This window comes from Syntrophorhabdales bacterium (assembly GCA_035541455.1).
Classification (GTDB): Bacteria; Desulfobacterota; Syntrophorhabdia; order Syntrophorhabdales; family WCHB1-27; genus JADGQN01.
The window spans coordinates 38,363-58,021 of sequence record DATKNH010000123.1; the positions used below are offsets into that span (position 1 = coordinate 38,363).

Annotated in this window: 21 protein-coding genes; 11 read left to right on the forward strand and 10 right to left on the reverse strand. The window is 53.1% G+C overall.

Features of this window, described 5'->3' with window-relative positions; all coding sequences use genetic code 11:
* Position 1 precedes the first annotated feature (1 nt).
* The 4 genes from VMT71_13190 to VMT71_13205 all read right to left on the reverse strand — a co-directional run bounded on the left by VMT71_13190 (position 2) and on the right by VMT71_13205 (position 4,170).
* Entirely contained in the window at positions 2-1,000 is a 999-nt protein-coding gene (locus VMT71_13190) for an efflux RND transporter periplasmic adaptor subunit (protein HVN24920.1), read from the reverse strand.
* A 289-nt stretch (positions 1,001-1,289) separates the two neighbouring features.
* The gene (locus VMT71_13195; protein ID HVN24921.1) at positions 1,290-3,038 is read right to left on the reverse strand and encodes an efflux transporter outer membrane subunit; all 1,749 of its coding nucleotides are present in this window, start codon (positions 3,036-3,038) and stop codon (positions 1,290-1,292) included.
* A complete protein-coding gene (locus VMT71_13200) occupies positions 2,987-3,685 on the reverse strand; it encodes a TetR/AcrR family transcriptional regulator (protein ID HVN24922.1) in 699 nt (232 codons plus the stop codon). The genes VMT71_13195 and VMT71_13200 overlap by 52 nt, the downstream gene beginning before the upstream one ends.
* Positions 3,686-3,840: 155 nt before the next feature.
* Positions 3,841-4,170, reverse strand: coding sequence for a cupin domain-containing protein (locus VMT71_13205; protein HVN24923.1), 330 nt, complete (start codon positions 4,168-4,170; stop codon positions 3,841-3,843).
* Between the two features lie 127 nt (positions 4,171-4,297).
* Between VMT71_13205 and VMT71_13210 the strand changes: the two genes are divergently transcribed.
* The 10 genes from VMT71_13210 (at position 4,298) to VMT71_13255 (ending at position 13,485) form a co-directional block, all read left to right on the forward strand.
* On the forward strand, positions 4,298-4,777 hold the full coding sequence (locus VMT71_13210) for a transcriptional repressor (GenBank protein HVN24924.1): 480 nt from the start codon (positions 4,298-4,300) through the stop codon (positions 4,775-4,777).
* A gap of 2 nt (positions 4,778-4,779) precedes the next feature.
* A complete protein-coding gene (locus VMT71_13215; GenBank protein ID HVN24925.1) occupies positions 4,780-5,157 on the forward strand; it encodes a desulfoferrodoxin in 378 nt (125 codons plus the stop codon).
* Between the two features lie 73 nt (positions 5,158-5,230).
* Positions 5,231-6,091, forward strand: a complete 861-nt coding sequence (gene sfsA / locus VMT71_13220) for a DNA/RNA nuclease SfsA (protein HVN24926.1) — start codon at positions 5,231-5,233, stop codon at positions 6,089-6,091.
* Between the two features lie 194 nt (positions 6,092-6,285).
* Positions 6,286-6,807, forward strand: coding sequence for a methyltransferase domain-containing protein (locus VMT71_13225; GenBank protein HVN24927.1), 522 nt, complete (start codon positions 6,286-6,288; stop codon positions 6,805-6,807).
* A gap of 1 nt (position 6,808) precedes the next feature.
* On the forward strand, positions 6,809-7,624 hold the full coding sequence (locus tag VMT71_13230) for a nitrilase-related carbon-nitrogen hydrolase (GenBank protein ID HVN24928.1): 816 nt from the start codon (positions 6,809-6,811) through the stop codon (positions 7,622-7,624).
* A gap of 83 nt (positions 7,625-7,707) precedes the next feature.
* On the forward strand, positions 7,708-9,366 hold the full coding sequence (argS, locus tag VMT71_13235; GenBank protein HVN24929.1) for an arginine--tRNA ligase: 1,659 nt from the start codon (positions 7,708-7,710) through the stop codon (positions 9,364-9,366).
* A gap of 93 nt (positions 9,367-9,459) precedes the next feature.
* The gene (gene lepB, locus VMT71_13240; protein HVN24930.1) at positions 9,460-10,167 is read left to right on the forward strand and encodes a signal peptidase I; all 708 of its coding nucleotides are present in this window, start codon (positions 9,460-9,462) and stop codon (positions 10,165-10,167) included.
* A 69-nt stretch (positions 10,168-10,236) separates the two neighbouring features.
* The gene (locus tag VMT71_13245; GenBank protein HVN24931.1) at positions 10,237-11,907 is read left to right on the forward strand and encodes a tetratricopeptide repeat protein; all 1,671 of its coding nucleotides are present in this window, start codon (positions 10,237-10,239) and stop codon (positions 11,905-11,907) included.
* Positions 11,904-12,452: a hypothetical protein gene (locus VMT71_13250; protein ID HVN24932.1), complete on the forward strand. Its 549-nt coding sequence runs from the start codon at positions 11,904-11,906 to the stop codon at positions 12,450-12,452. The genes VMT71_13245 and VMT71_13250 overlap by 4 nt, the downstream gene beginning before the upstream one ends.
* Entirely contained in the window at positions 12,424-13,485 is a 1,062-nt protein-coding gene (locus VMT71_13255; GenBank protein HVN24933.1) for a DUF362 domain-containing protein, read from the forward strand. The genes VMT71_13250 and VMT71_13255 overlap by 29 nt, the downstream gene beginning before the upstream one ends.
* A gap of 52 nt (positions 13,486-13,537) precedes the next feature.
* Here the strand turns inward: VMT71_13255 and VMT71_13260 are convergent, their stop codons facing one another.
* The 4 genes from VMT71_13260 to VMT71_13275 form a co-directional block, all read right to left on the reverse strand.
* Complete coding sequence (locus tag VMT71_13260) at positions 13,538-13,984, reverse strand: hypothetical protein (protein ID HVN24934.1); 447 nt, start codon at positions 13,982-13,984, stop codon at positions 13,538-13,540.
* A gap of 278 nt (positions 13,985-14,262) precedes the next feature.
* A complete protein-coding gene (locus tag VMT71_13265) occupies positions 14,263-14,751 on the reverse strand; it encodes a hypothetical protein (GenBank protein ID HVN24935.1) in 489 nt (162 codons plus the stop codon).
* Between the two features lie 118 nt (positions 14,752-14,869).
* Positions 14,870-15,106 (reverse strand): MoaD/ThiS family protein, encoded by a 237-nt coding sequence (locus tag VMT71_13270; GenBank protein HVN24936.1) that lies wholly within the window; start codon positions 15,104-15,106, stop codon positions 14,870-14,872.
* A gap of 27 nt (positions 15,107-15,133) precedes the next feature.
* Positions 15,134-16,753, reverse strand: coding sequence for a PAS domain S-box protein (locus VMT71_13275; GenBank protein HVN24937.1), 1,620 nt, complete (start codon positions 16,751-16,753; stop codon positions 15,134-15,136).
* Between the two features lie 161 nt (positions 16,754-16,914).
* Between VMT71_13275 and VMT71_13280 the strand changes: the two genes are divergently transcribed.
* The gene (locus tag VMT71_13280; protein HVN24938.1) at positions 16,915-17,976 is read left to right on the forward strand and encodes a TRAP transporter substrate-binding protein; all 1,062 of its coding nucleotides are present in this window, start codon (positions 16,915-16,917) and stop codon (positions 17,974-17,976) included.
* 193 nt (positions 17,977-18,169) lie between these two features.
* On the opposite strand, the gene VMT71_13285 is transcribed toward VMT71_13280, so the two are convergent.
* Positions 18,170-18,454, reverse strand: a complete 285-nt coding sequence (locus tag VMT71_13285; protein ID HVN24939.1) for a DUF3343 domain-containing protein — start codon at positions 18,452-18,454, stop codon at positions 18,170-18,172.
* Positions 18,441-19,574, reverse strand: coding sequence for an aminotransferase class V-fold PLP-dependent enzyme (locus VMT71_13290; GenBank protein ID HVN24940.1), 1,134 nt, complete (start codon positions 19,572-19,574; stop codon positions 18,441-18,443). Before VMT71_13290 ends, VMT71_13285 begins: the two co-directional genes overlap by 14 nt.
* Positions 19,575-19,659 lie beyond the last annotated feature (85 nt).

The window sequence follows — 19,659 nt, forward strand, 5'->3', positions numbered from 1 at the left end:
ATCAGCGAGCTGTCACATTAATCTCGGCATCGGCGGGCATGCCGGGCTTCAGGTCGTGATTGGGATTTTCCAGATCGATTTTGATTCGATAGACTAACGTGACGCGTTCTTTATGTGTTTCGACGCTCTTCGGCGTAAATTCAGCCACGGACGAGATGAACGACACACGGCCTATGTACGTCTTGTTGGGAAACGTATCTGTCTTCACCGTAGCAGATTGTCCCCATCGAACCTTTCCCAGATCTGTTTCGGCAACGTACCCGCGCAGCCACAGATGGTCCAAATCGGCAATCGTAACAACCGGCGTTCCCGGCTGCATCACTTCGCCAAGCTCGGCCTGACGCACGGTCACAACGCCGTTCTTCGGCGCCAGTAGTGACGTGTATTCGAGCCGAATGCGGGAAAGCGTGAGATTCTGCTTCGCTGTGTTCACGTTTGCTCGATTTATCGCAATCTGCTCCTTGCGTGTGCCTTCCACGAGCTCATCATACGTCTGCTTGCTCCGCTCGTACGTAGCCTGGGACCGTTTAAGATTCGTGGCTGCAACGTCCCTCGCCTCGGCAGAAACTCCTGCGTTCCTCTCGTATAATGCCTGATTGCGCTGGAACTCGATCTTCTTCAACTCCACATCAGCCTGAGCATCGAGCACCGCCTGCTCTGCGGCCTTGATTTCCTGCGTGCGGCTTCCGGCCAGCGCGAGGTCCAATTCCGCCTGGCGGGATGAGACCGCAGCTTCATCCACGTTGACCTGCTGCAGGTAGTCCTTGCCGTCAAGCCGCGCGATAAGGTCTCCCTCTTTGACGGACTGACCTTCTTCCACGAGTAGTTCATCGAGACGGCCCTGGACCTTGAATCCCACGAGGCTTTCGTGGGCTTCGATGTTGCCGGAAATCGAAAGAACTTTTGATGGAGGCTTTTGCGCACCCCAGCGTGCATATAAAAGAATGACCGAAACGACCACTAAGATGAGAATGAGCAGAGCGATGATCTTCTTTTTCATGGCAGCCAAACCCTTTTCTCCGAAGTATATCGGCTCATCACCAGGTAATTATCAAAATCTGCCCTGCCGGAAGAACTTTTCCCGAGTTGCGACTTCAAGGACGGATTGGGGTACCCACTAGGCGAGCAAGAACGTTCCGGAGGACAATCTGCACGCATGGGTACCCTTTGGGTAGGCGCGCTGATTGAGTGATTGCGAGCCTTTAGTGGGTCAACCGCCCGGAGCGGAGCAGCGAGGGAAATAGTGTTCCGGCAGGATCCTGTTTTCATAGGACTTTTGACAACACCCATCACCATTCGGGGAGACGGATCGATGATTTCCGCTCCTCGGGAGCAATCTTCTCAAAAGATGCCGGTGTGAGCAACGTGCCCCAGTCAGTCCGTTTCGCCATCTCGTCGGTGATCTGATGCGGTACCAATTCACGCCCCTCCCGAATCTCCCATCCACCCCCCAGTCCCCTGTAGACTGCCACCAGATTGCTGGAGAGATTGCCAAGGGTGATGGTGAGGTTGTCCTGCTCGCTCAGGAGAGCCTGCTGGGCGATCAGAACCGTGGTGAAATCCTTGAGCCCTTCCCGGTATTGGTCGATTGCAAAATCGAGAGTGTTCCTGGCCGCCGCTGTGCTCCGGTTGAGAAACTCAGCCCTTTCCTGGGCCTTGAGATATGCAACGAGAGCATCTTCGACCTCCTTGTGCGCTTTGAGAACGGTGTTCTGGTAGGCGATCAAAAGTTGCTCCAGCCGCGCATCCTGTACCCGGACATTGTTCGTGATGCGGCCGTAGTTGAAGATGTTCCACTGGGCAGAGGGGCCCCACTGGAAGGTCCGACTGTCCCAGTTGAACATGTTGCTCAGTTTGAAATCGCTGACGTTTGTAGAGAGAAAGCCGAACGTTCCCGTCAGGGAGAAAGCAGGGTAGAGGTCTGCCTTGGCCATGCCTATCTGGGCACTCTGTGCCGCCGCCTGGTACTCGACACTCCGAATGTCGGGCCGTCTGCGGAGAAGATCGTTGGGGATACCGACTACTATCTCGGGCGGCGCAACAGGGATTTCCGAAGAACCCTGCAGAATCTCGGTCAGATCGCCCGGGAGCATACCCAAAAGAAGGCTAAGTGAGTTCTTGGCCTGTCGCAGTTGGGCTTCGAGCGCTGGGATTGCGGCCGAAGTATCGTTGAGGAGTGTCTTTGCCTGCTCCACATCCAATCGTGGGGCCATGCCGTACCGCAGCCGATCCTCGGCAATCTTGAGGCTCTCTTTTTGGGTCTCGACGGCCTGGCGGGCAATAGCAAGCCTCTTTTCAAGAGTCCTGATCGCGATATAAGAATTTGTCACGTCAGCCGTGAGGCTCACCAGAGCGCTGTCGTAGTCGGCCATCGTGGCACGCAGATTTGCATCGGCTGATTCGATGGCGCGCCTGAATTTTCCCCAGAAGTCAATCTCCCAGCTTGCACTGACGCCGATCTGGTCCTGCCAGTAATCGAAAATGTTGTCTACGCGAGGCAAAGGGCTGGAACCCACGATGGCGCCCAACGCGGATCGTTCGCTTGTGCGGATTTCCTGGAGCGAACCGAAAGCCTGCTGGGCTTGAGGATAGAGTCTTCCGACAGCAATCCCCAGCTGGGCGCGAGCCTCCAGAACCCGCACCCCTGCAATCCTGAGGGACAGGTTCCCCTGGTAGGCCCGCTCGATCAGTCTGTCCAGCACCGGATCATTAAACGCCTTCCACCAGGCTCTGTATTCGGCAGGGCCTGTCTTGACGCGCCAGTCGTCCGCATCGAGCCAGGCAGGTGATACCGCAGTTCCAGGCTTAACGAAGTTCGGTCCAACAGTGCACGAGCAAAGGAGAAGAACGACAACAAGCGCGAGCACGGCCAGCCCTGCGCTCCTCATCTGGTTGACACCGTTGCACAGACGCTCACGTCCTATTTCTTCCTTAGTGCGCGAAGAGCGTGGTGGCTTCTCCAGAGCAAAAGGGGGCGCGACCATGGCTATCCCTCTCTCAAGCGGGTCTTCCTGGACGACATGCGTGGCTCTCCCCACTTTGACATTCTTGCCCTTCCTTTCTCGGTCATAATGCCTGTAAGGACCACCCTTATGATGGCCAGGAACCCGTCAGGTGGTGTGAGTTCCATCTCCTTCATCTTCTGCGGCGTGAGAATGCTCTCTACCGCTGCCAACAGTAATTCGATGATGAATGCTGGCGGTAGGTCTTTGCAGATCAGACCGGCTTTCCGTCCTTCTTCCAGGACTTTCCCGAAATACCGGTGAATCATCTCCAGCCGCCGTTTCTGGACGAGCAGGAACATGTCGGGCTGTTCCCGCTGGATGTCCCAGAGAAAGGAGGGCTGGATTTCTTCGAGGTGCTGCCGAAGGCAGGCGCTGAGTTCTTGAAGCAAGGCCGGAAAGCTGGAAATGTCGCCGGACGCTATACGCCCCAGGTCCACGTCAATGTCATGCATCTTGTCACGCAGCACAGCTTCCAGCAGGGCCACCTTATTCGGGAAATGGGCATAGAGTGTCTTCTTGCTCATGCCCAGATCCGTCGCCAGATCATCCATGGTGATGATCCGAAACCCATGAGCCAGAAAGCGTCGCCTGGCATTTGTGATTATCCGCCTGCGGACAGACTGGCCCACCGTGGTCGTCGTGGATTGTTCATTAAGCAGCACTGACTTGCGGGCAGCCATATTGCACTCAGGAAACTAACATAGTATTTATAGTTTCCAAAGTCAAGCAAAAAATGTCCGGCCGCGAAGACCGATTCGGCGGTCCGGCGCCTAGCAGCAAGAACAAACGTCAGGAAAAGGAATCGGGCGGTGAAGACAGGGCCGTGAGCCTGCTCTTACGACTTTATCATCACCAGGAGCATCTTAAATTTCGTCACTGCCCTGAGAGCGTGAGGCTGGTGCGCCGGCATCACGATCATGTCGCCTTTCTGGAGAAGATGCTTTTTCCCTGATATGGTGATCTCCACCTCGCCATCGAGCAGGGACACCATGGCGTCAAAGGGTGCGGTGTGTTCGCTCAGGCCCTGGCCCGCATCAAAGGCGAATAGAGTGACTGTGCCCGTGGACCGGCTGATTATTTCCCGGCTGACGACAGAGCCTGTCTGATAGGCGATAAGATCGGCGAGCTGCGCTACCTGCGGTTCCTGGTTTGTCTTTTCGGTCATCGCTGAAATCCTCCCTCTTGAGCGTATCTTTAAGTTTCATACATCTTAGTGACGGACGCAAGGAGAGAAGAAAATCTTCTTAATTTTTCTTGACACAGGTCAAAAAGATACTTAGTCTAAAGTTAGAATGAATACAAAACTGAGGTCCCCCAGGGAAGCACTGGTAGAGAGCGGTCTCAATCCGTCCTTTCAACGCATACGGATACTTGAGCACATGCTGGGAAGACTGGACCATCCTACGGTGAGCATGGTGCACGACAGTCTTATCAGGGAGATGCCGATGCTGGCCAAGGCGACCGTGTACAACACGCTTAATGCCTTTGTGGAAAAAGGATTGGCAATCGCCCTGACCATTACATCCGAGGAATGCCGCTATGATTGCAGAAGGGAGGCGCACCATCACTTCTTGTGCAAGCGGTGCGGCTCAATTCTCGATATCGAGATACGGTGCAAGTATGCGGGTGTAGGCGAAGTCATGGGACACAGGGTTGAAGACATACACGGTTATTTCAAGGGCACATGCAAGACTTGCCTGACAGAAGAAGAGAGAGCGCGAGCGAGATCCAAGAAGATCTTGCAGCATACCATTTCTAAAAAAGGAGGATAAGAATGGCTGATCGGATGCAGGTGTACAAATGTGACGTATGCGGAAACATAGTCGAGGTGACACACGCAGGTAAGGGTGTGCTGGCTTGCTGCAACCAGCCGATGAAGCTGATGGCTGAGAACACTGTAGAGGCCTCTCTGGAGAAGCACGTGCCTGTTGTCGAGAAGACGCAGGACGGGGTAGCGGTAAAGGTTGGCAGTGTGGCCCATCCGATGGAAGAGAAACACTACATTGAGTGGATCGAGATTGTGACACCTGCCGGCTGCATTGAACGCCAGTACCTCACGCCCGGACAGGAGCCGAAGGCCTCCTTTGCGGTGAAGGGTGAGGCTGTGACTGCGAGAGAATACTGCAGCCTGCACGGATTGTGGAAATCATAAGAGACGGGTCAGGGGACGTGGTCGGGGGTCACGAGAAGGCTAATCAAATTCCGACCCCTACATTGCGGTTATCATGCATGCGGACGAGCCAGCAGGAACGAGGAACGGGGAATGCCTGCTGAACATCCCTAGCTACATAGAGTGTGTCATAAGAAGACGGCTGAATCGGTTTGTCGTGGAGATTTCAGTCGACGGCCGGGGAGAACACGCCCATATCAATAACACAGGCAGGCTCCTTGAGCTCCTCGTCTCCGGGCGAAAAGCAGCATGCCTTCCGTCCCCTGGCGGCAAGACTTCCTACAAGCTGTTTGCGATAGAGTCTCACAGGCAAACCCGGAATACCGTTGTCCGTGGAACTCTATCTAGCGAACACAGTGAGCGAGAGGGGAAGGCTCCGGCGGCTTTGCCGATGGAGGGGGCGACGCGAGCCCCAGAGATAGAGTCGGCATCGGCCTGGACGCTTATCGACACGCAATTTCAGATGCGGGCGTTTGAGCGGGCGCTTGCCGAAGAGAGGATAGAATGGCTTTCCGGTTGGCGCCTCCAAAGAAGGAACCCGAGGCTTGGCGATAGCGTGCTTGACTATGCATTAGTGAAGGACAGTGCTCCCGGAGAGCTTTATATTGAGGTCAAGAGTGCTGCTTTGCAGCAGGGAAGGTATGCAATGTACCCGGACTGCCTCACGCTCCGGGGGCAGAGGCACATCCGGGTCCTTATCGATCACGCTCGCCGGAAGCTGAGAGGGGCAATCTGCTTCATAGCAGCATTCAAGGATGCTGCAGCGTTCCGTCCCTTTGAGGGCGGTGATCCCGCCGTGGCGGCCCTTCTGAGACAGGCAGCAGGTGCCGGCGTGGAGATCAGGGCGGTCTCCCTTTACTTCGACGGCAAGGGGATTCAGCTTGGTGATCCTGATCTGCCCGTTCACCTTTTTTGACCATTCGTTGTGAAGGCGGACTGATCGGGATCACGGGCTGAATGCCGCGATGAGGTTTTGCTTGACAGGGCCCCGTCTATCTGGTAGTTTGTGTGCGCATGAACAGGGAACAGGTACGCACAATTTACGGTCAATATTCGTCGGTATACGATTTGTGTTTTTCGCACGTTTTTTCCCCAAGGATTAAGCTGGGTTTGAGCAGATCCGACATCCAGGAAGGCGACAGGATACTCGAGGTTGGAGTCGGAACGGGGATCTCGCTTCATATGTACCCTGAATCCTGCATGCTTGTCGGTGTTGACGTGACCCGCAAGATGCTTGAGAAAGCGCAGGACAAGAAAGAAGCCATGCAGCTGGACAACGTGCATCTCCTTGAGATGGACGGCGAGAACCTGACTTTTGCAGATGACAGCTTTGATCACTCGGTCGCCGCTTTTGTCGTCACCGTGGTCCCGAACCCGGAAAAGATGGTTGCTGAAATGAAGAGGGTGACGAAGAAGGGCGGGAACATTGTGATCCTGAACCACTTCTGCAGCAACAACGGTATTGTAAAGAAGCTGGAGAATCTTTTTTCTCCCCTTTGTGAAAGGTGGGGCTGGAGATCAGACCTTTCCATTAATTTACTCTCTAACCACTGCAGTCTCCACATCAAAGAAGTATTCAAGAAAAACAAGCTGGACCCCTGGTCCATCATCATCGCTACAAACAACAAGTGAAATGAAGATAGCCGGAATTCAGTTCGCATGCGTGAAGGATAAGGAGAAGAACGTAGAAAAAGGCCTGAAGATGGCTGATATGGCTATCGAGGCGGGTGCGCAGATCATCTGCTTCCAGGAACTGTTCAACCTTCACTGGTTTCCAAATGGGAGAGACGAAAAAGCCTTCGCCGCCGCAGATACGGTATCCAGCCCTGTGATTGAACTCATGAGAAAAAAAGCCGCTGACGCGGGCGCAGCCGTGATACTTCCCATTTTTGAACGGGAGGATGCCCGATACTTCAACAGCGCGGTGGTGATTGACGCGGACGGCGCTGTCTGCGGTACATACAGGAAAGTGCACGTACCCGATATTCCTCTCTGGGAAGAGAAATTCTATTTCTCTACCGGCGATCGGGGTCTTCCTGTTTTCGAGACAAAATATGGGAGAATCGGCGTGCAGATTTCCTGGGATAACCTCTTCCCCGAAGGAACGCGCATTCTTGCCCTCAAGGGGACTGATATCGTTTTTGCGCCTACTGCCTGCGCCTTCAAGTCGCAACACATCTGGCAGACGGTTATCACGGCAAATGCGATCACCAACAGCATTTTTGTCATGAGGGTCAACCGGGTGGGAAGCGAGGATACGCAGGACTTTTACGGCATGAGCTTCTGTGTAAATCCTGAAGGCGAGCTTCTGGGTGGCCCTACGGGAAGACAGGACGGTATTCTGCTGGCCGACGTGAATCTCGAGACTCTGAGGGAAGTGCGCAGAGAATGGCCTATCCTCAAAGAAAGAAGGCCTGATTTTTACAGCGAAATCCTGATGCCCACATGACGGGACTCCACGAAACCCATTGAAGCGGGCGACCGGGTACCCGCTTGCGGGTGCCTCAATGTGTGGCACCAAGGCAGACTCTTGTGATACGGAAAAAGATTGTGACCATCATCAGGGATGCAGCAGAGCGCTGCATCGAAAAAGGCATGTTCCCTCCCGGAACAGAGATAAAGCCGATCATAGAGATTCCAAAAGAACCCGAGCACGGAGACTACTCTACAAATCTGGCATTTCTGCTGGCGCGGAGCTTGAGGAAGAAGCCTGAAGAAATTGCCAAGAACCTTATCGAGTGCATGGATTTTAGCGCCGTCTGCTCAAACGTAGATGTCGCCGCCAAGGGGTTCATTAACTTCCACGTGCGTGACGACGTGTACCGCTCGACAATAAACGTTATAGCCGAACAAGGGCTGGTGCCATTTTTACCCGATGTCGGAGAGGGAAAGAGGGTGCTCATCGAATTCGTCAGCGCAAACCCTACCGGACCGTTGCATGTGGGGCATGGCCGGGGTGCTGCCGTCGGTGACGTTCTTGCAAAGCTTTTGCGCAAGGCAGGTTATGACGTGGTCACGGAGTATTACGTGAATGATGCAGGGCGGCAGATCGAAACTCTGGGCAGGTCCGTCTATCTGAGATGGAAAGAGATTGGAGGAGCAAGCGTCCAGTATCCGGAGAACCTCTACCAGGGGGCCTATGTCAGAGACATAGCCGGCCGGATAATCGCGGAAAACCTCTCCGTCCCGGAAGAGGAACCGGAGGCTGTTCGGTTCATGGCCCGTTACGCTGCAGATGTTGTGCTGCGTGGCATTCGAGAAGACCTTGAGGATTTTGGTGTCAGGTTCGATAACTACTATCATGAGCGGACGCTTTTTGAAGAAGGGCATGTGGACGAAACGATCGATACGCTCAAGAGAGGCGGCTATCTGTATGAGCAGGAAGGCGCCCTGTGGTTTAAGATGGATGAAAAGGGGGATGAGAAGGATCGGGTAATAGTTAAGTCGGATGGAGAAAAAACCTACTTCGCATCGGACATAGCCTACCACAGTCAAAAATTTGCGCGGAGATTTGATATACTAGTTGATATCTGGGGTTCTGATCATCATGGATACATACCGCGTCTCAAGGCGTCCATCGAGGCTCTGGGAAAAGACAAGGAGAGCCTGAAGGTCATTCTCATTCAGTTTGTCACGCTCTTGAGGGATGGAAAACCAATAGGCATGTCAACGAGAGCAGGCCAGTTTACGACGCTGAGGGAGGTCATGGATGAAGTGGGCAGAGACGCTACGCGCTTTTTCTTTCTGATGAGAAAGAGCGATGCCCACCTGGAGTTTGATCTGGACCTGGCGAAGAAGACATCAAATGAGAATCCTGTTTTTTACGTGCAGTATGCCCATGCGAGAATTGCATCCATTTTTCGCCTTGCAAAGGAAGAAGGCGTAGATAGTACAGACGGTAAAGAGGTGGATGCAAGCCTCTTGGTGCTTCCGGAGGAGATTGAACTCATAAAGGGTATCTTGCGCTTCTATTCTGTTGTGGAAGGGGGCGCGAGGAGCCTTGAGCCCCACAGGCTCACCTTCTACCTCGTGGAACTGGTGGGAAGCTTTCACCGGTATTACAACAAGGTCCGTGTGCTGAAGAATGAGATCAATCTCACCAGAGCCCGCCTCATGCTCCTCCACATACTGCAGCAGGTGATAAGGAGCGGGTTGGAAATACTCGGGGTGAGCGCGCCGGAAAAGATGTAAGAGATAGGGCCATGGGTCAAGGGGTGCGGGTCATGAGTGAACGCAGCATGAAGACTGAAGACATTGCGATAGAAGAAAGCGAGATGAACTGAGTTGAGTAAATCAAAACGGCAAGATCAATCAAAGAAGCAGAATAACTCTGGTTCGAAAGCGGCTGCCGGCACGGTGGTAGTGACTCAGAGTGCGGCTAAGAGTAAATGGAGAGAATACGCAGAGTCACTGATCATTGCAGCACTCATCGCGTTCGTCGTGCGAAGCTTTGTGGTGCAGGCATTCAAGATACCATCGTCATCGATGGAGCCCACGCTCCTTATCGGAGACCATCTCCTGGTCAACCGACTGAGCTACGTGGTGAAAGTACCCTTTACTGATATCGTGCTGCTCCACATCAAAGGGCCGGATCGGGGGGATGTCGTCGTCTTTCGATACCCTGAGGACAGGACCAAGGACTTCATCAAGAGGGTGATTGCCAAAGAAGGAGACGTTGTCGAGATCAAAGATAAAGCAGTCTATGTCAACAGCAAGCGAGCCGATTATCCGCAGGCAGTCTTTGCTGAGCCAACCGTTATTCCTGGTTATTTCTCGCCGAGAGATAATCTTGGCCCTCTGACAGTGCCTAAGGATTCCTACTTTGTCATGGGCGATAACAGAGACCGGAGCCTGGACAGTCGCTTCTGGGGTTTTGTCAAGTACGATGATTTTGTCGGGAGGGCGCTGATCATCTACTTCTCCTGGAACGCCAACGCGTCCAACCCGCTGGAGTATATTCGCTGGTCGCGGATCGGCAGTCTGATACGGTGAGGCCATTTGTTTCTTTCTCTTGGCCCGTCTGCGAAAAAGTTGTATTATGAATGAATTGCAAGGGGATATGTGAATAGATCTCTGACTCTCCTCATCACGCTTCTGGTCAGTGCCACTGTCGGTGCGTCTAGCCTCAGCGCGGATAGCGGGGCCGCTTATTTCAACTTTCTCAAGGGATACCGGGCTGCCCAGGAAGGTAGATACGACCAGGCTGTGGAAGGCTATCGGGCGGCTTTGCACAACGACCCAAACTCGTCGAGCATACGGGGCGAGCTTGCCTTGCTCTACACAAACATGGGGGAATTGCCCAAAGCCGAAGAGCAACTCAAGGAAGCGCTCCGCATCGATCCAAACAATTGTACCACGATGAAGTTGCTCGCCGGTCTCCAATCATCGAGGGGAGAGACGGATAAAGCCAAAGAGCTCTACGAGCGCTGCATCAGTATTGACCCCGAGGACATCGATGCTTACATCTATCTCGGTTCCATTTATATTGCGCAGAAGAACTATGAGAAGGCGCTCAGCAACTACCAGACGGTCCTGAAATACGACGAAGATAACATAATGGCCCTTTACTATTCCGGGAGGCTCTATGCCGAGCAGAAGAACTATGTAAAGGCGAAAGAATACTATACGAAAGTGCTGGACATGAGGCCGAACTTTGAGCTGGCGCTTTTTGACCTGGGTGCCATATACGAGATTGAAGGTGCCGTCGATCGGGCGAAGGAACTGTATGAGAAGGTGATCGCACTCAATCCTCAGAATAAGAGAGCCCGCTCACGCCTCGCAGCTATCTATGTACGGAAGAAGGAGTATGACCGGGCCATCTTCGAATTCGAGAAACTCTCCGATATGAATCGTGAAGATGTTTCAGTCAGGGAGAACATAGGCTTGCTTCATCTGGAACGTGGTCGCTATGAAGAGGCTATACGGGAGTTCAATCTGGTGCTGGCCTCGAGGCCGAAGGATAACAAGGTCAGGCTCTATCTCGCCCTTGCCCTGCAGGAAATAGGTGATACAAAAAGGGCCATCGACGAGATCTTGAAGATCGAGCCCGGGACGGAAGAAGCGAAGGCCGCGAACAAGAGCCTTGGGCCCCTTTATATCAAGGCAGGACTCGTCGACCAGGGCGTTGCAAAAATCAAAGAGATGCTTGCGAGCGATCCGAAGAACATTGACTTATACCTGATGCTTTCGGGACTCTATGAGGAAAAAGGGGATTACGGCGCCGGCATCAAAGTGCTGGAGGATGCACTAAAAGTGGAGCCCGAGAATATCGATGTGCTGTATGAACTGGGAGTCCTACATGAGAAGAACAAGCAGACGGATACGGCACTCCGGTACATGGAGCAGGTACTCAGTTTGAACCCTGATCAGGCGAATGCCCTCAACTTTATCGGCTATACGTGGGCTGAAAAAGGGATAAACCTCGATAAGGCAGAGGAAATGATAAAGAAGGCGCTCGAACTCAAGCCGGGGGACGGCTACATACAGGATAGCCTGGGATGGCTCTACTATCAAAAGGGCGATTACAGGAAAGCAGCAGACGAACTCATGAAGGCGCACCAGAAGGCGCCGGATGACCCTGTCATTGCAGAGCACGTGGGAGACGCATACCTGAAACTGGGCGATCGTGCTCAGGCAACCCAGTTTCTGCAGAAAGCGCTGAAGCTGGACACGAAAGGTGAGCGCAAACAGATCCTGGAAGAAAAGTTGAAGGATCTTGAAAAGAAGAAGTGAAGATAGCCTGCATCTGTTTACTCTCCTTTGCCCTGCTTAGTTCGTGCGCATCAATTCCAAGAAAAGAAGCGGTTGAATGGCCTGAGAGGCTTCAGTATCTGGAGGCCCTCGGCGATCTTTCCATGTCCTGGCGGAAAATAGATTTTTCCGGCACTGTCAGCATTAAGATGGACTATCCCTCCCTCTTTGTGCTTGAGATTTACGGCATGTTCGGCCAGACAATAGCCTATATAAAGAAAGAAGGCGACAACTTCCTTCTCGTAGCCGGGGATGAGAAGAGCACAGACGAGCGGATTTTTGAGGAGCACTATGGTTTCCGCATAGAGAACTTTATGGATGATCTGGCAATGAAGGGTGATCGTCAGCAGGTAAATGGATCGAGCGTTATAGAACGAGCAGGCTACCGTGTAATCTATGATCGCGATCGCAAGGGAAGAAACAAGATCACCTGGAAGGGGCCTGACGGTACCATGCAATTACTCTTCACGCAGGTAAGCTTTGCCCCGGGGGAGTCCAGTGTCGATAGTGGTGGCAGGAAGATGTGACGGGTATGATTCCTCTGGGCTGCGCAGATTCCTCGAGCGGGCTTTCGCGGAAGTTGGATTTGCTTTCGATCCTTGCAGGGTGCTGCTGAAGCCTAACCTGCTCGCAGGCAAGCCACCTCAGAAGGCTGTTAATACTCATCCTCAGCTTATCAGAGCCTTGGGGCAAATCTTTCTCGAAAAGGGATGTGATGTCTATGTGGGGGACAGCCCTGGTTATGAATCCACAGAGAGGGCGCTCAAGGGTTCTGGCATCATGGAGGTGGTGCACGATCTGCGAATCAATGTCGCAGCGTTCGATAAACGAGTGATCAGGAAGTCCCGCGGCGTCTCTCCTTATCGCGAGTTTCTCTTTGGCGAAGACCCTGCGTTCTTTGATATCATCGTCAACATGCCGAAGCTGAAGACGCACGCGATGATGGGGTTGACTCTGGGCGTAAAGAACATGTTCGGTTTTGTGCCACGCTTCGAGAAAGCCAAGTGGCATTTAAAGGCAGGCCGGGATGCTCGGCTCTTCGCAGGAATACTGATAGACATCTGCCGCCTTGTCAATCCCACGATAACCATTCTCGACGGGATCCTTGCAATGGACGGAGATGGGCCGTCCAGTGGCCGGCCACGGGATATCGGCCTTATTGCGGTTTCCCGCGACGTACTCGCATTGGATGCCTTCATTGAAAGAGCCATGACACTTCCATCGCCCCTGCCGCTCATGAATCTTGCAATGGAAAAAGATTTAATTGAAATGGCAGAGATAGTGAACCTTGGCATGCCGGAAATCAGGGATTTTCTTCTGCCCAAGACCATGGACGTGGGTTGGAACCTTCCGGGCGCCGTACGTCAGACTATGAAGAGGCTCTTTGTGAGGAAGCCGAAATGCGCGCAGGACATGTGCAAGCAGTGCGGAGTGTGTGCAGAGGTCTGTCCGGCAAGCGCCATCAAAACGGACGAGGAGTTTCCTGCATTTGATTACAACAAGTGCATACGTTGTTACTGCTGCCAGGAGCTATGCCCCCACGCCGCCATCCGGGTCTAGCGCTACGCCACGCTGCCTTTTACGCAGTGCTTCGTTGGGCGAGTTCCGCTCCTTATTTCAGCGCACCCGGTGAAACCGATTCCACGGTGCCGCCTCCGAGTGTTATCGTCATTTCGATCACCGGTCTGTCAACTCGTTTCCACGCCAGTTGCCCGTGTTTCATCTTCGCTGGCAGGTACAGAGAATGGGTCTTGTTTATCGTGACTGGTTTGCCGTCTATCGTCATCTCAAATTCTGCGCCGAGGTCTTCCGGATTGTGAGGATCAGTGCCAATGTGCAGGACTATCTGGTCAAAGTCGTGTGTGTGTTCGCCGATGAGCGGGTTTGGATCGGGGATAGCCCATATCCAGCCATACTCGACGTATACGTTACAACCGGGAACAAAGGTATTGTTCATCCAGGTCAATGATGGAAGCTTGCGGCCTGTGACAACAGTGTTGCACCCAACCTCGTAGGCCGGTTTCAGTACAAGCGTTGCCTCGCGCTTTTCCTCGTCCATGTCTCTTGTATTCTCCTTCTTGAACGTAGAGGTATTTGTCTTTCGGAGTCTACTAAAAGGGAGATTTGCCTGTCAAGAGAAAGCACGAGGGCAACCAAAGCGAAAAACGGAAGTTAGCGTGAGCTACTTCTTGTGTCAATCTGAATTCAAGACGGACGACCCAACCTCCGGCCGGGTACCCCGGGCGCTCGAGCCATGGCGAACGAAGGCGTACCTTAAGTACGTCGCAGTGAGACGGGGCGAAGGCAACGCGGTATACGCTTGAATTCAAATTGACATTAAGAGTAATCGCCGCGCTTGAACTTCTCTACCTCAACCACCGACGTAATAAGCACGCGATTGAGAATATCTTTGAGGCTGTCGCCGTCGGGAAGCGTAACAAGGACAGCAGCGAGCGATTTGTTCTGCTCCTCCATGCGGCCTATGAGCGACTGCAGCGACTGAGCAGGAGTGCTTGCATTCCCGAGATTTCGCTGGTATTCTTCCAGCGTATCGAGCAGTTGTTCGACTCGCTCCAGTATTAGCCCCTGCTGCTCTACTGTGGATGCACCTGCCAGAGCTCCGATGCCGGCAACGGTGTCTACGCGCATCGCCTGGACGTTCTTGGGTGCGGACGTCTCTGAACTCGCATTCTCCCGCATCTGTGTCTTTTCGAACTCCATGGTCCTCTGCAGGAGCTTGCCAAACTTGTTAGCATCATGAGTCTTGGGCCTTTTCCCAGCCTGTTCTGTAATGATGCGGGACGGCTCATCCGTCTTGATTTTCATAGCTGGGGCACCCCTTAGGCAATCTTTACGGACTGTTTACCGGGTACGAGTCCTATAGTGCTTATCGGCAGAACGTGAGGACTGCAATAGCCCCGGAACTCATTACTTTCGCTTCTCTTTATCCTCCGGCGACCGGCGGGAATATGCTGAGGATATCTCCGTCCCCGACCATGTAGTCTCCGGTCACCACATTACCGTTCACTATAAATATCTTCGGCGTGTCAGACGGCAAATGTATCTCGTCCGCGATCCTGTCCACCGCCATGCCTTCCCGCAGGCTTTTCTTGAACGAAGCCACGGAGCCCTTTGGCAGGTAATCCCGAAAGGTCGCGAACAATCGCACCTCAATTTCCATGCCTACCTTATACCTCAAACGGTACGCTTATGCAAGTCGCACGCGATTGTCGAGCGCCTTTCGTAATGCTTCGGCAAGCTCTGTGCTCTTGTAAGGTCGCACGACAAGCGTGTGAAAGTCTGACTGCTCGAATTGTTTCAGGGCGGGATCATTGGAGCTGACGGCGGATGCAACTATTCTTACCCCGGCATGAATCTGTTTAAAGTTCCGGATGGTTTCGGCCGCGTTGGGGCTGCCGGAGAGCGAGAGATCAAGGATCACCGCATCAAACGGCACCCCAGTGTCAAGGGCGCTCTTGTAACGTGCAAGAGCCTCGAGTCCATTTCGGGCGTAGCCGACTTCGCAGCCCATGTAGCTCAGCATCCCTCCTGTTACATCCCGGACTATCTCTTCATCGTCCACCACCAGAATTTTGCTGTCTGCCAGTAGATGACGGAGCTCCCTGTTTTTTCTTCCATTACCTTCCAAGCTTGGGGCGCCAGCCGCTTCGATTTGTGATTCCTGTTTCGTATTGTTTTCCTTCTCCCCGGCGTATGGCTCAAGCGAGTACGGCAGCTCTTCCGGAGCGACGTGGTGAAGACTTTCGAGAGAGGGTAACGGCTGCTCGGGGATCGGCTCTGCTTCTCCTCCCCGGTACCTCAAGACAGCGGATGCCTGCTGCATCAGCGTTGCGACAAGAGCAGGGTGGTCGAGCTTGGCTCCCCTGGGCATCAGGATTGTAACCATACCGAAAACTTCCCTTTCGGACGTCAGCCCTGCTATGTAGGTACTGCCGAAAAGGAAGAATTCTTCCATGGCTCTGTAGACGTCTTTTGGCAGTCTGTCCTCGAATAGTCCGCGCAACCCTCCGGGCACGGCTACGGGGGTGCAACTCATGACATAACGTTTGAACTCCTCCTCGGTGAGGGGGAATGAAGCACCCACAAGGTGTCTCAGGAGCAGCCCGAGGATAATTTCCGCGTTACGAATGGGACCCGCAATGTCTTTGACGAAAAAGAGATTCAATTTCTTATCAAATGAGTTGATTATTACGTAGGCGTCACCCACGAGTTTACCGATGTAGTTTCCCAACAACCTGTACACGTGGTCGTCGTGTGAAGCCTCGAGCAGTCCCGTGGCCGTGCGGGAAAGCAGCTCCAATCCCTGTAGGTACCTTTTTTCGGCCAGCTGAAGCTTGTAGCGCTCGGTCGCGGGTTTAAGGGTAACCTGTACGAATGTCTTCTCCTCGTACGTGACCACGATGAAAAGGCTATCCACCAGGACACCCTGGCCGCCCTTTCCGACAGAAGAAAGGCCCTGTATGGTTCCGGAACCTTCCTTCAGCACTTGCTGGAATGCGGGTCTGAACTCGTGCGATGCGTCCTCGTGGTAAAGCTGCTGCACGTTCATGGAAACCAGTTCTTCCTGCCGAAAGCCCAGCAACGCTTCTGATTGGTGATTTGAAGCAAGAATATGCCCTTCTTGGTCAAGAAGGAGAAGGGCGGAGGGAGTTTCCTCCATCAGCTGATCGTATAGTGCTCTTGCCCTCTCGAGTGCCTGCTGCGTCATGAACCGCTCGTTGTCCAGTTTTTCCAATTGGGCGGTGGCCTTGCAGACATCTCGAAGTGTTGTAATCAGTAAATCTCCTGCGCTTCCTCTTTTGCTCATGAGTGGTGCGTATATACTGGGTACTAACTTACGATTCTACCAGAAACATGCTGCCAAGTCAGCGAAAAACAGAGTGCAGGAGAGGTACAAGATTTATGTACACGTAAAGGGCCGGGTATGGTAAAATTCAAGAAAATATCAGAGTGCTAAGGAGGTTGTGCATGAAAAAATTTATGTGGTTGCTGCTTCTGGCATTTGTCTTTGTGGCTGGAACTTATTCCTTTTCCGTTGCGGCTGAAGTGATCAAATTGAAGGCTGCCAATTATTTGCCGCCAACCCACAAGATGTCGGTCCTGACCGACACATTCTGCCAGGAGATAAAGAAGCGCACGAACGGACGGGTGGAGGTTACGTATTATCCGGGCGGCACGCTCCTCGACCCTGTGAAGATGTTCAACGGTGTAACCACCGGCATTACGGACATAGGCGTCTCCCATATCGACTATACGAGGGGGCGCTTTCCTGTGACAGAGGTGTTCGATCTGCCTCTGGGTTTTCCAAGCGGTTGGGTGGCAAGCCAGACGAGTGAAGACTTCTACAACAAGTTCAAACCGGCCGAATGGGACAGTGTTAAGGTCCTCTACATCAACACTTCAGGTCCATTGATCCTGCAGACCATTGCCAAACCGGTCAAGACGCTGGAAGAGATCAAGGGCCTCAAGGTGAGGGCCACAGGACAAATGGCAGATGTGATAAAGGCACTGGGCGCGGTTCCTGTTCCTCTTCAAATGCCTGACGTTTACGAGGCCCTGAGGAGAGGAGTCATCGATGGCGTCACGGTTGATCTTTCAACCCTCAAATACTGGAAGTTTGCGGATGTGGTGAAGTACGTCACCGCAGACTGGCGCCTTGGTACAGGGTACACTTTCTATTGCGTCATGAACAAGAACAAATGGAACAGCCTGCCTGCGGACCTCAAGAAGATTTTTGACGAGGTGTCGCACCAGACCTTTGAGGCACAGGCAGCTCTCTGGAACGAGATGGACCTGGAGGGCAAGGAAGTTTTCACCGGTGGTGGTGGACAGATACTGCCTCTCTCTGATGCGGAAGTCGTGAAATGGGTAAAGGCGGTCGAGCCGGTAATCGCTGCTTACAAGAAGGACATGGTGTCGAAAGGGCATAAGGAAGCTGACGTTGACAGCTGGTTGAGTTACATCAAGGAACGGACCGAGTATTACAGAAAGCAGGAGAAGCAGAAGAAGATAGCCGCACCTTTTGAGTAACGATCGTCGAAAATGAATCGGGAGGATGCCTTCTAAATAGTTGAAGGCATTCTCCCGCAGCAATCCTCTTTTCAGGGAGCCTATCCCTGGGGCTCGCGTCGCCTCCATCCACTTCGTGGGTACCCGGTCGCCGGGGCCTCCAGGTAGGTCGTCTCTGTTTTGCCCGTGGGAATCCCTCTCCGATGTTTATCGTTTATCCGACAGGAGATTCGGAAGATGTGAGCGCGTGTGCATCGATACTGCAGTACGTATTTCCATCGAACGAGAAGCACTTCTCGGGGTCGAGCAAGGGGAGAAGAGAGGTGATGCTGTCGGAAAGCTCCTGCACCGCGATACAGACACCGCAGTCAGAACTGAGACTGCGCGGCACCGGGACGATTTCAAAGATCGCACCCTTGTTCTTCAGTTGGCCCTCTGCTTTGAGCACTTCATGGATGCTCTGAAAAAGAAAAAAATAGGTAATTCTAATTTCCGGCAATGTGTCTGATTACCTCCATAAATTGATCAATGTCGTCTGCGCGGGTGAAATATCCAGGCGAAACGCGCACCGTGCCTTGAGGAAAAGTGCCGATGGTCCGGTGGGCAACAGGCGCGCAGTGCAGGCCCACTCTTACGCATATGCCCGCGCGGCTGCACGCAGAGCCGATATCTGAAGGGCTCACCCCGTCCAGATTCATAGAGACGATGGGGAGACTCTCCTCCTTACCAGGATCACCGTAGAGAATGGCGCGCTCCAGCGCGGAGAGTTGTTCTACGAGATAGCGGCGTACTCTTTTCTTTTTTTCCATAAAGGTATTGAACCCTATTTTTTCAATGAATGTCAGGCCGCCGAGAAGTGCAGCGATGCCCGGCGTGTTTGGTGTTCCACACTCGTATTTGTCGGGCATGAATTCGGGCTGGCTTGTAAATTCGGATCTGCTTCCCGTGCCGCCGTATTTGATCGGCTGTAGTTCGATCCCCTTGCGCATGTACAGGGCGCCCACTCCCTGAACTCCTAACAAGGACTTGTGGCACGAGAAACAGATGATGTCTATTCCCTGGGCATCGACGTCAATAGCCATATTCCCTACAGTCTGGCAGGCATCGACGATGAGGACACGTTTGCCTATCACCTTTCGGATCTCGCTGATGGGTTGAACCGAGCCGATAATATTCGATCCGTGATTGATGATAACAGCCCTGGTGTTTTTATGGAGCGAGTTCTTGAGTAGCTGAAGGTCTAACTGGCCATCCAGGGAACAGTTCACAACAGAGACTGCCACGTGCTGCTTTTTCTGTAAGAAATCGAGAGGTCTCATGACGGAGTTATGCTCGAGCGATGTGGTGATGACGTGGTCGTGCGGAGCAACGAGGCCAAGTATCGCCAGGTTGAGAGATTCTGTTCCGTTGCTGGTGAAGACGAGTCTCTCCGCGTCTTTTCCATTGATCAACGCTGCAAGTTTTTCCCGCGCTTGAAAAATGATTCGCGCTGCCTCTATGGAGAGCGGGTGACCGCTCCTGCCCGGGTTTCCCCCGATATCGTTCACAAAATGGACGAGAGACTGGAGAGTTTCAGGTGGCTTCGGATATGACGTTGCTGCGTTGTCCAGATAAATCATGAGCGATTTCAGACTTTAGACATCAGACTTAAGGACAGACTTCAGGCCTCGAACTTTAAACTTTAAACCTCAAACCTTAAACTTT

What these genes read in the sequence shown, in the direction of transcription:
- VMT71_13210 (HVN24924.1), top strand. Translation starts at nt 4,298, where the DNA reads ATGAATACAAAACTGAGGTCCCCCAGGGAAGCACTGGTAGAGAGCGGT.
- VMT71_13205 (HVN24923.1), bottom strand. Translation starts at nt 4,170, where the DNA reads ATGACCGAAAAGACAAACCAGGAACCGCAGGTAGCGCAGCTCGCCGAT.
- VMT71_13230 (HVN24928.1), top strand. Translation starts at nt 6,809, where the DNA reads ATGAAGATAGCCGGAATTCAGTTCGCATGCGTGAAGGATAAGGAGAAG.
- VMT71_13265 (HVN24935.1), bottom strand. Translation starts at nt 14,751, where the DNA reads ATGAAAATCAAGACGGATGAGCCGTCCCGCATCATTACAGAACAGGCT.
- VMT71_13260 (HVN24934.1), bottom strand. Translation starts at nt 13,984, where the DNA reads ATGGACGAGGAAAAGCGCGAGGCAACGCTTGTACTGAAACCGGCCTAC.
- VMT71_13290 (HVN24940.1), bottom strand. Translation starts at nt 19,574, where the DNA reads ATGATTTATCTGGACAACGCAGCAACGTCATATCCGAAGCCACCTGAA.
- sfsA (HVN24926.1), top strand. Translation starts at nt 5,231, where the DNA reads ATGCATGCGGACGAGCCAGCAGGAACGAGGAACGGGGAATGCCTGCTG.
- VMT71_13190 (HVN24920.1), bottom strand. Translation starts at nt 1,000, where the DNA reads ATGAAAAAGAAGATCATCGCTCTGCTCATTCTCATCTTAGTGGTCGTT.
- VMT71_13200 (HVN24922.1), bottom strand. Translation starts at nt 3,685, where the DNA reads ATGGCTGCCCGCAAGTCAGTGCTGCTTAATGAACAATCCACGACGACC.
- VMT71_13280 (HVN24938.1), top strand. Translation starts at nt 16,915, where the DNA reads ATGAAAAAATTTATGTGGTTGCTGCTTCTGGCATTTGTCTTTGTGGCT.
- VMT71_13275 (HVN24937.1), bottom strand. Translation starts at nt 16,753, where the DNA reads ATGAGCAAAAGAGGAAGCGCAGGAGATTTACTGATTACAACACTTCGA.
- VMT71_13215 (HVN24925.1), top strand. Translation starts at nt 4,780, where the DNA reads ATGGCTGATCGGATGCAGGTGTACAAATGTGACGTATGCGGAAACATA.
- VMT71_13270 (HVN24936.1), bottom strand. Translation starts at nt 15,106, where the DNA reads ATGGAAATTGAGGTGCGATTGTTCGCGACCTTTCGGGATTACCTGCCA.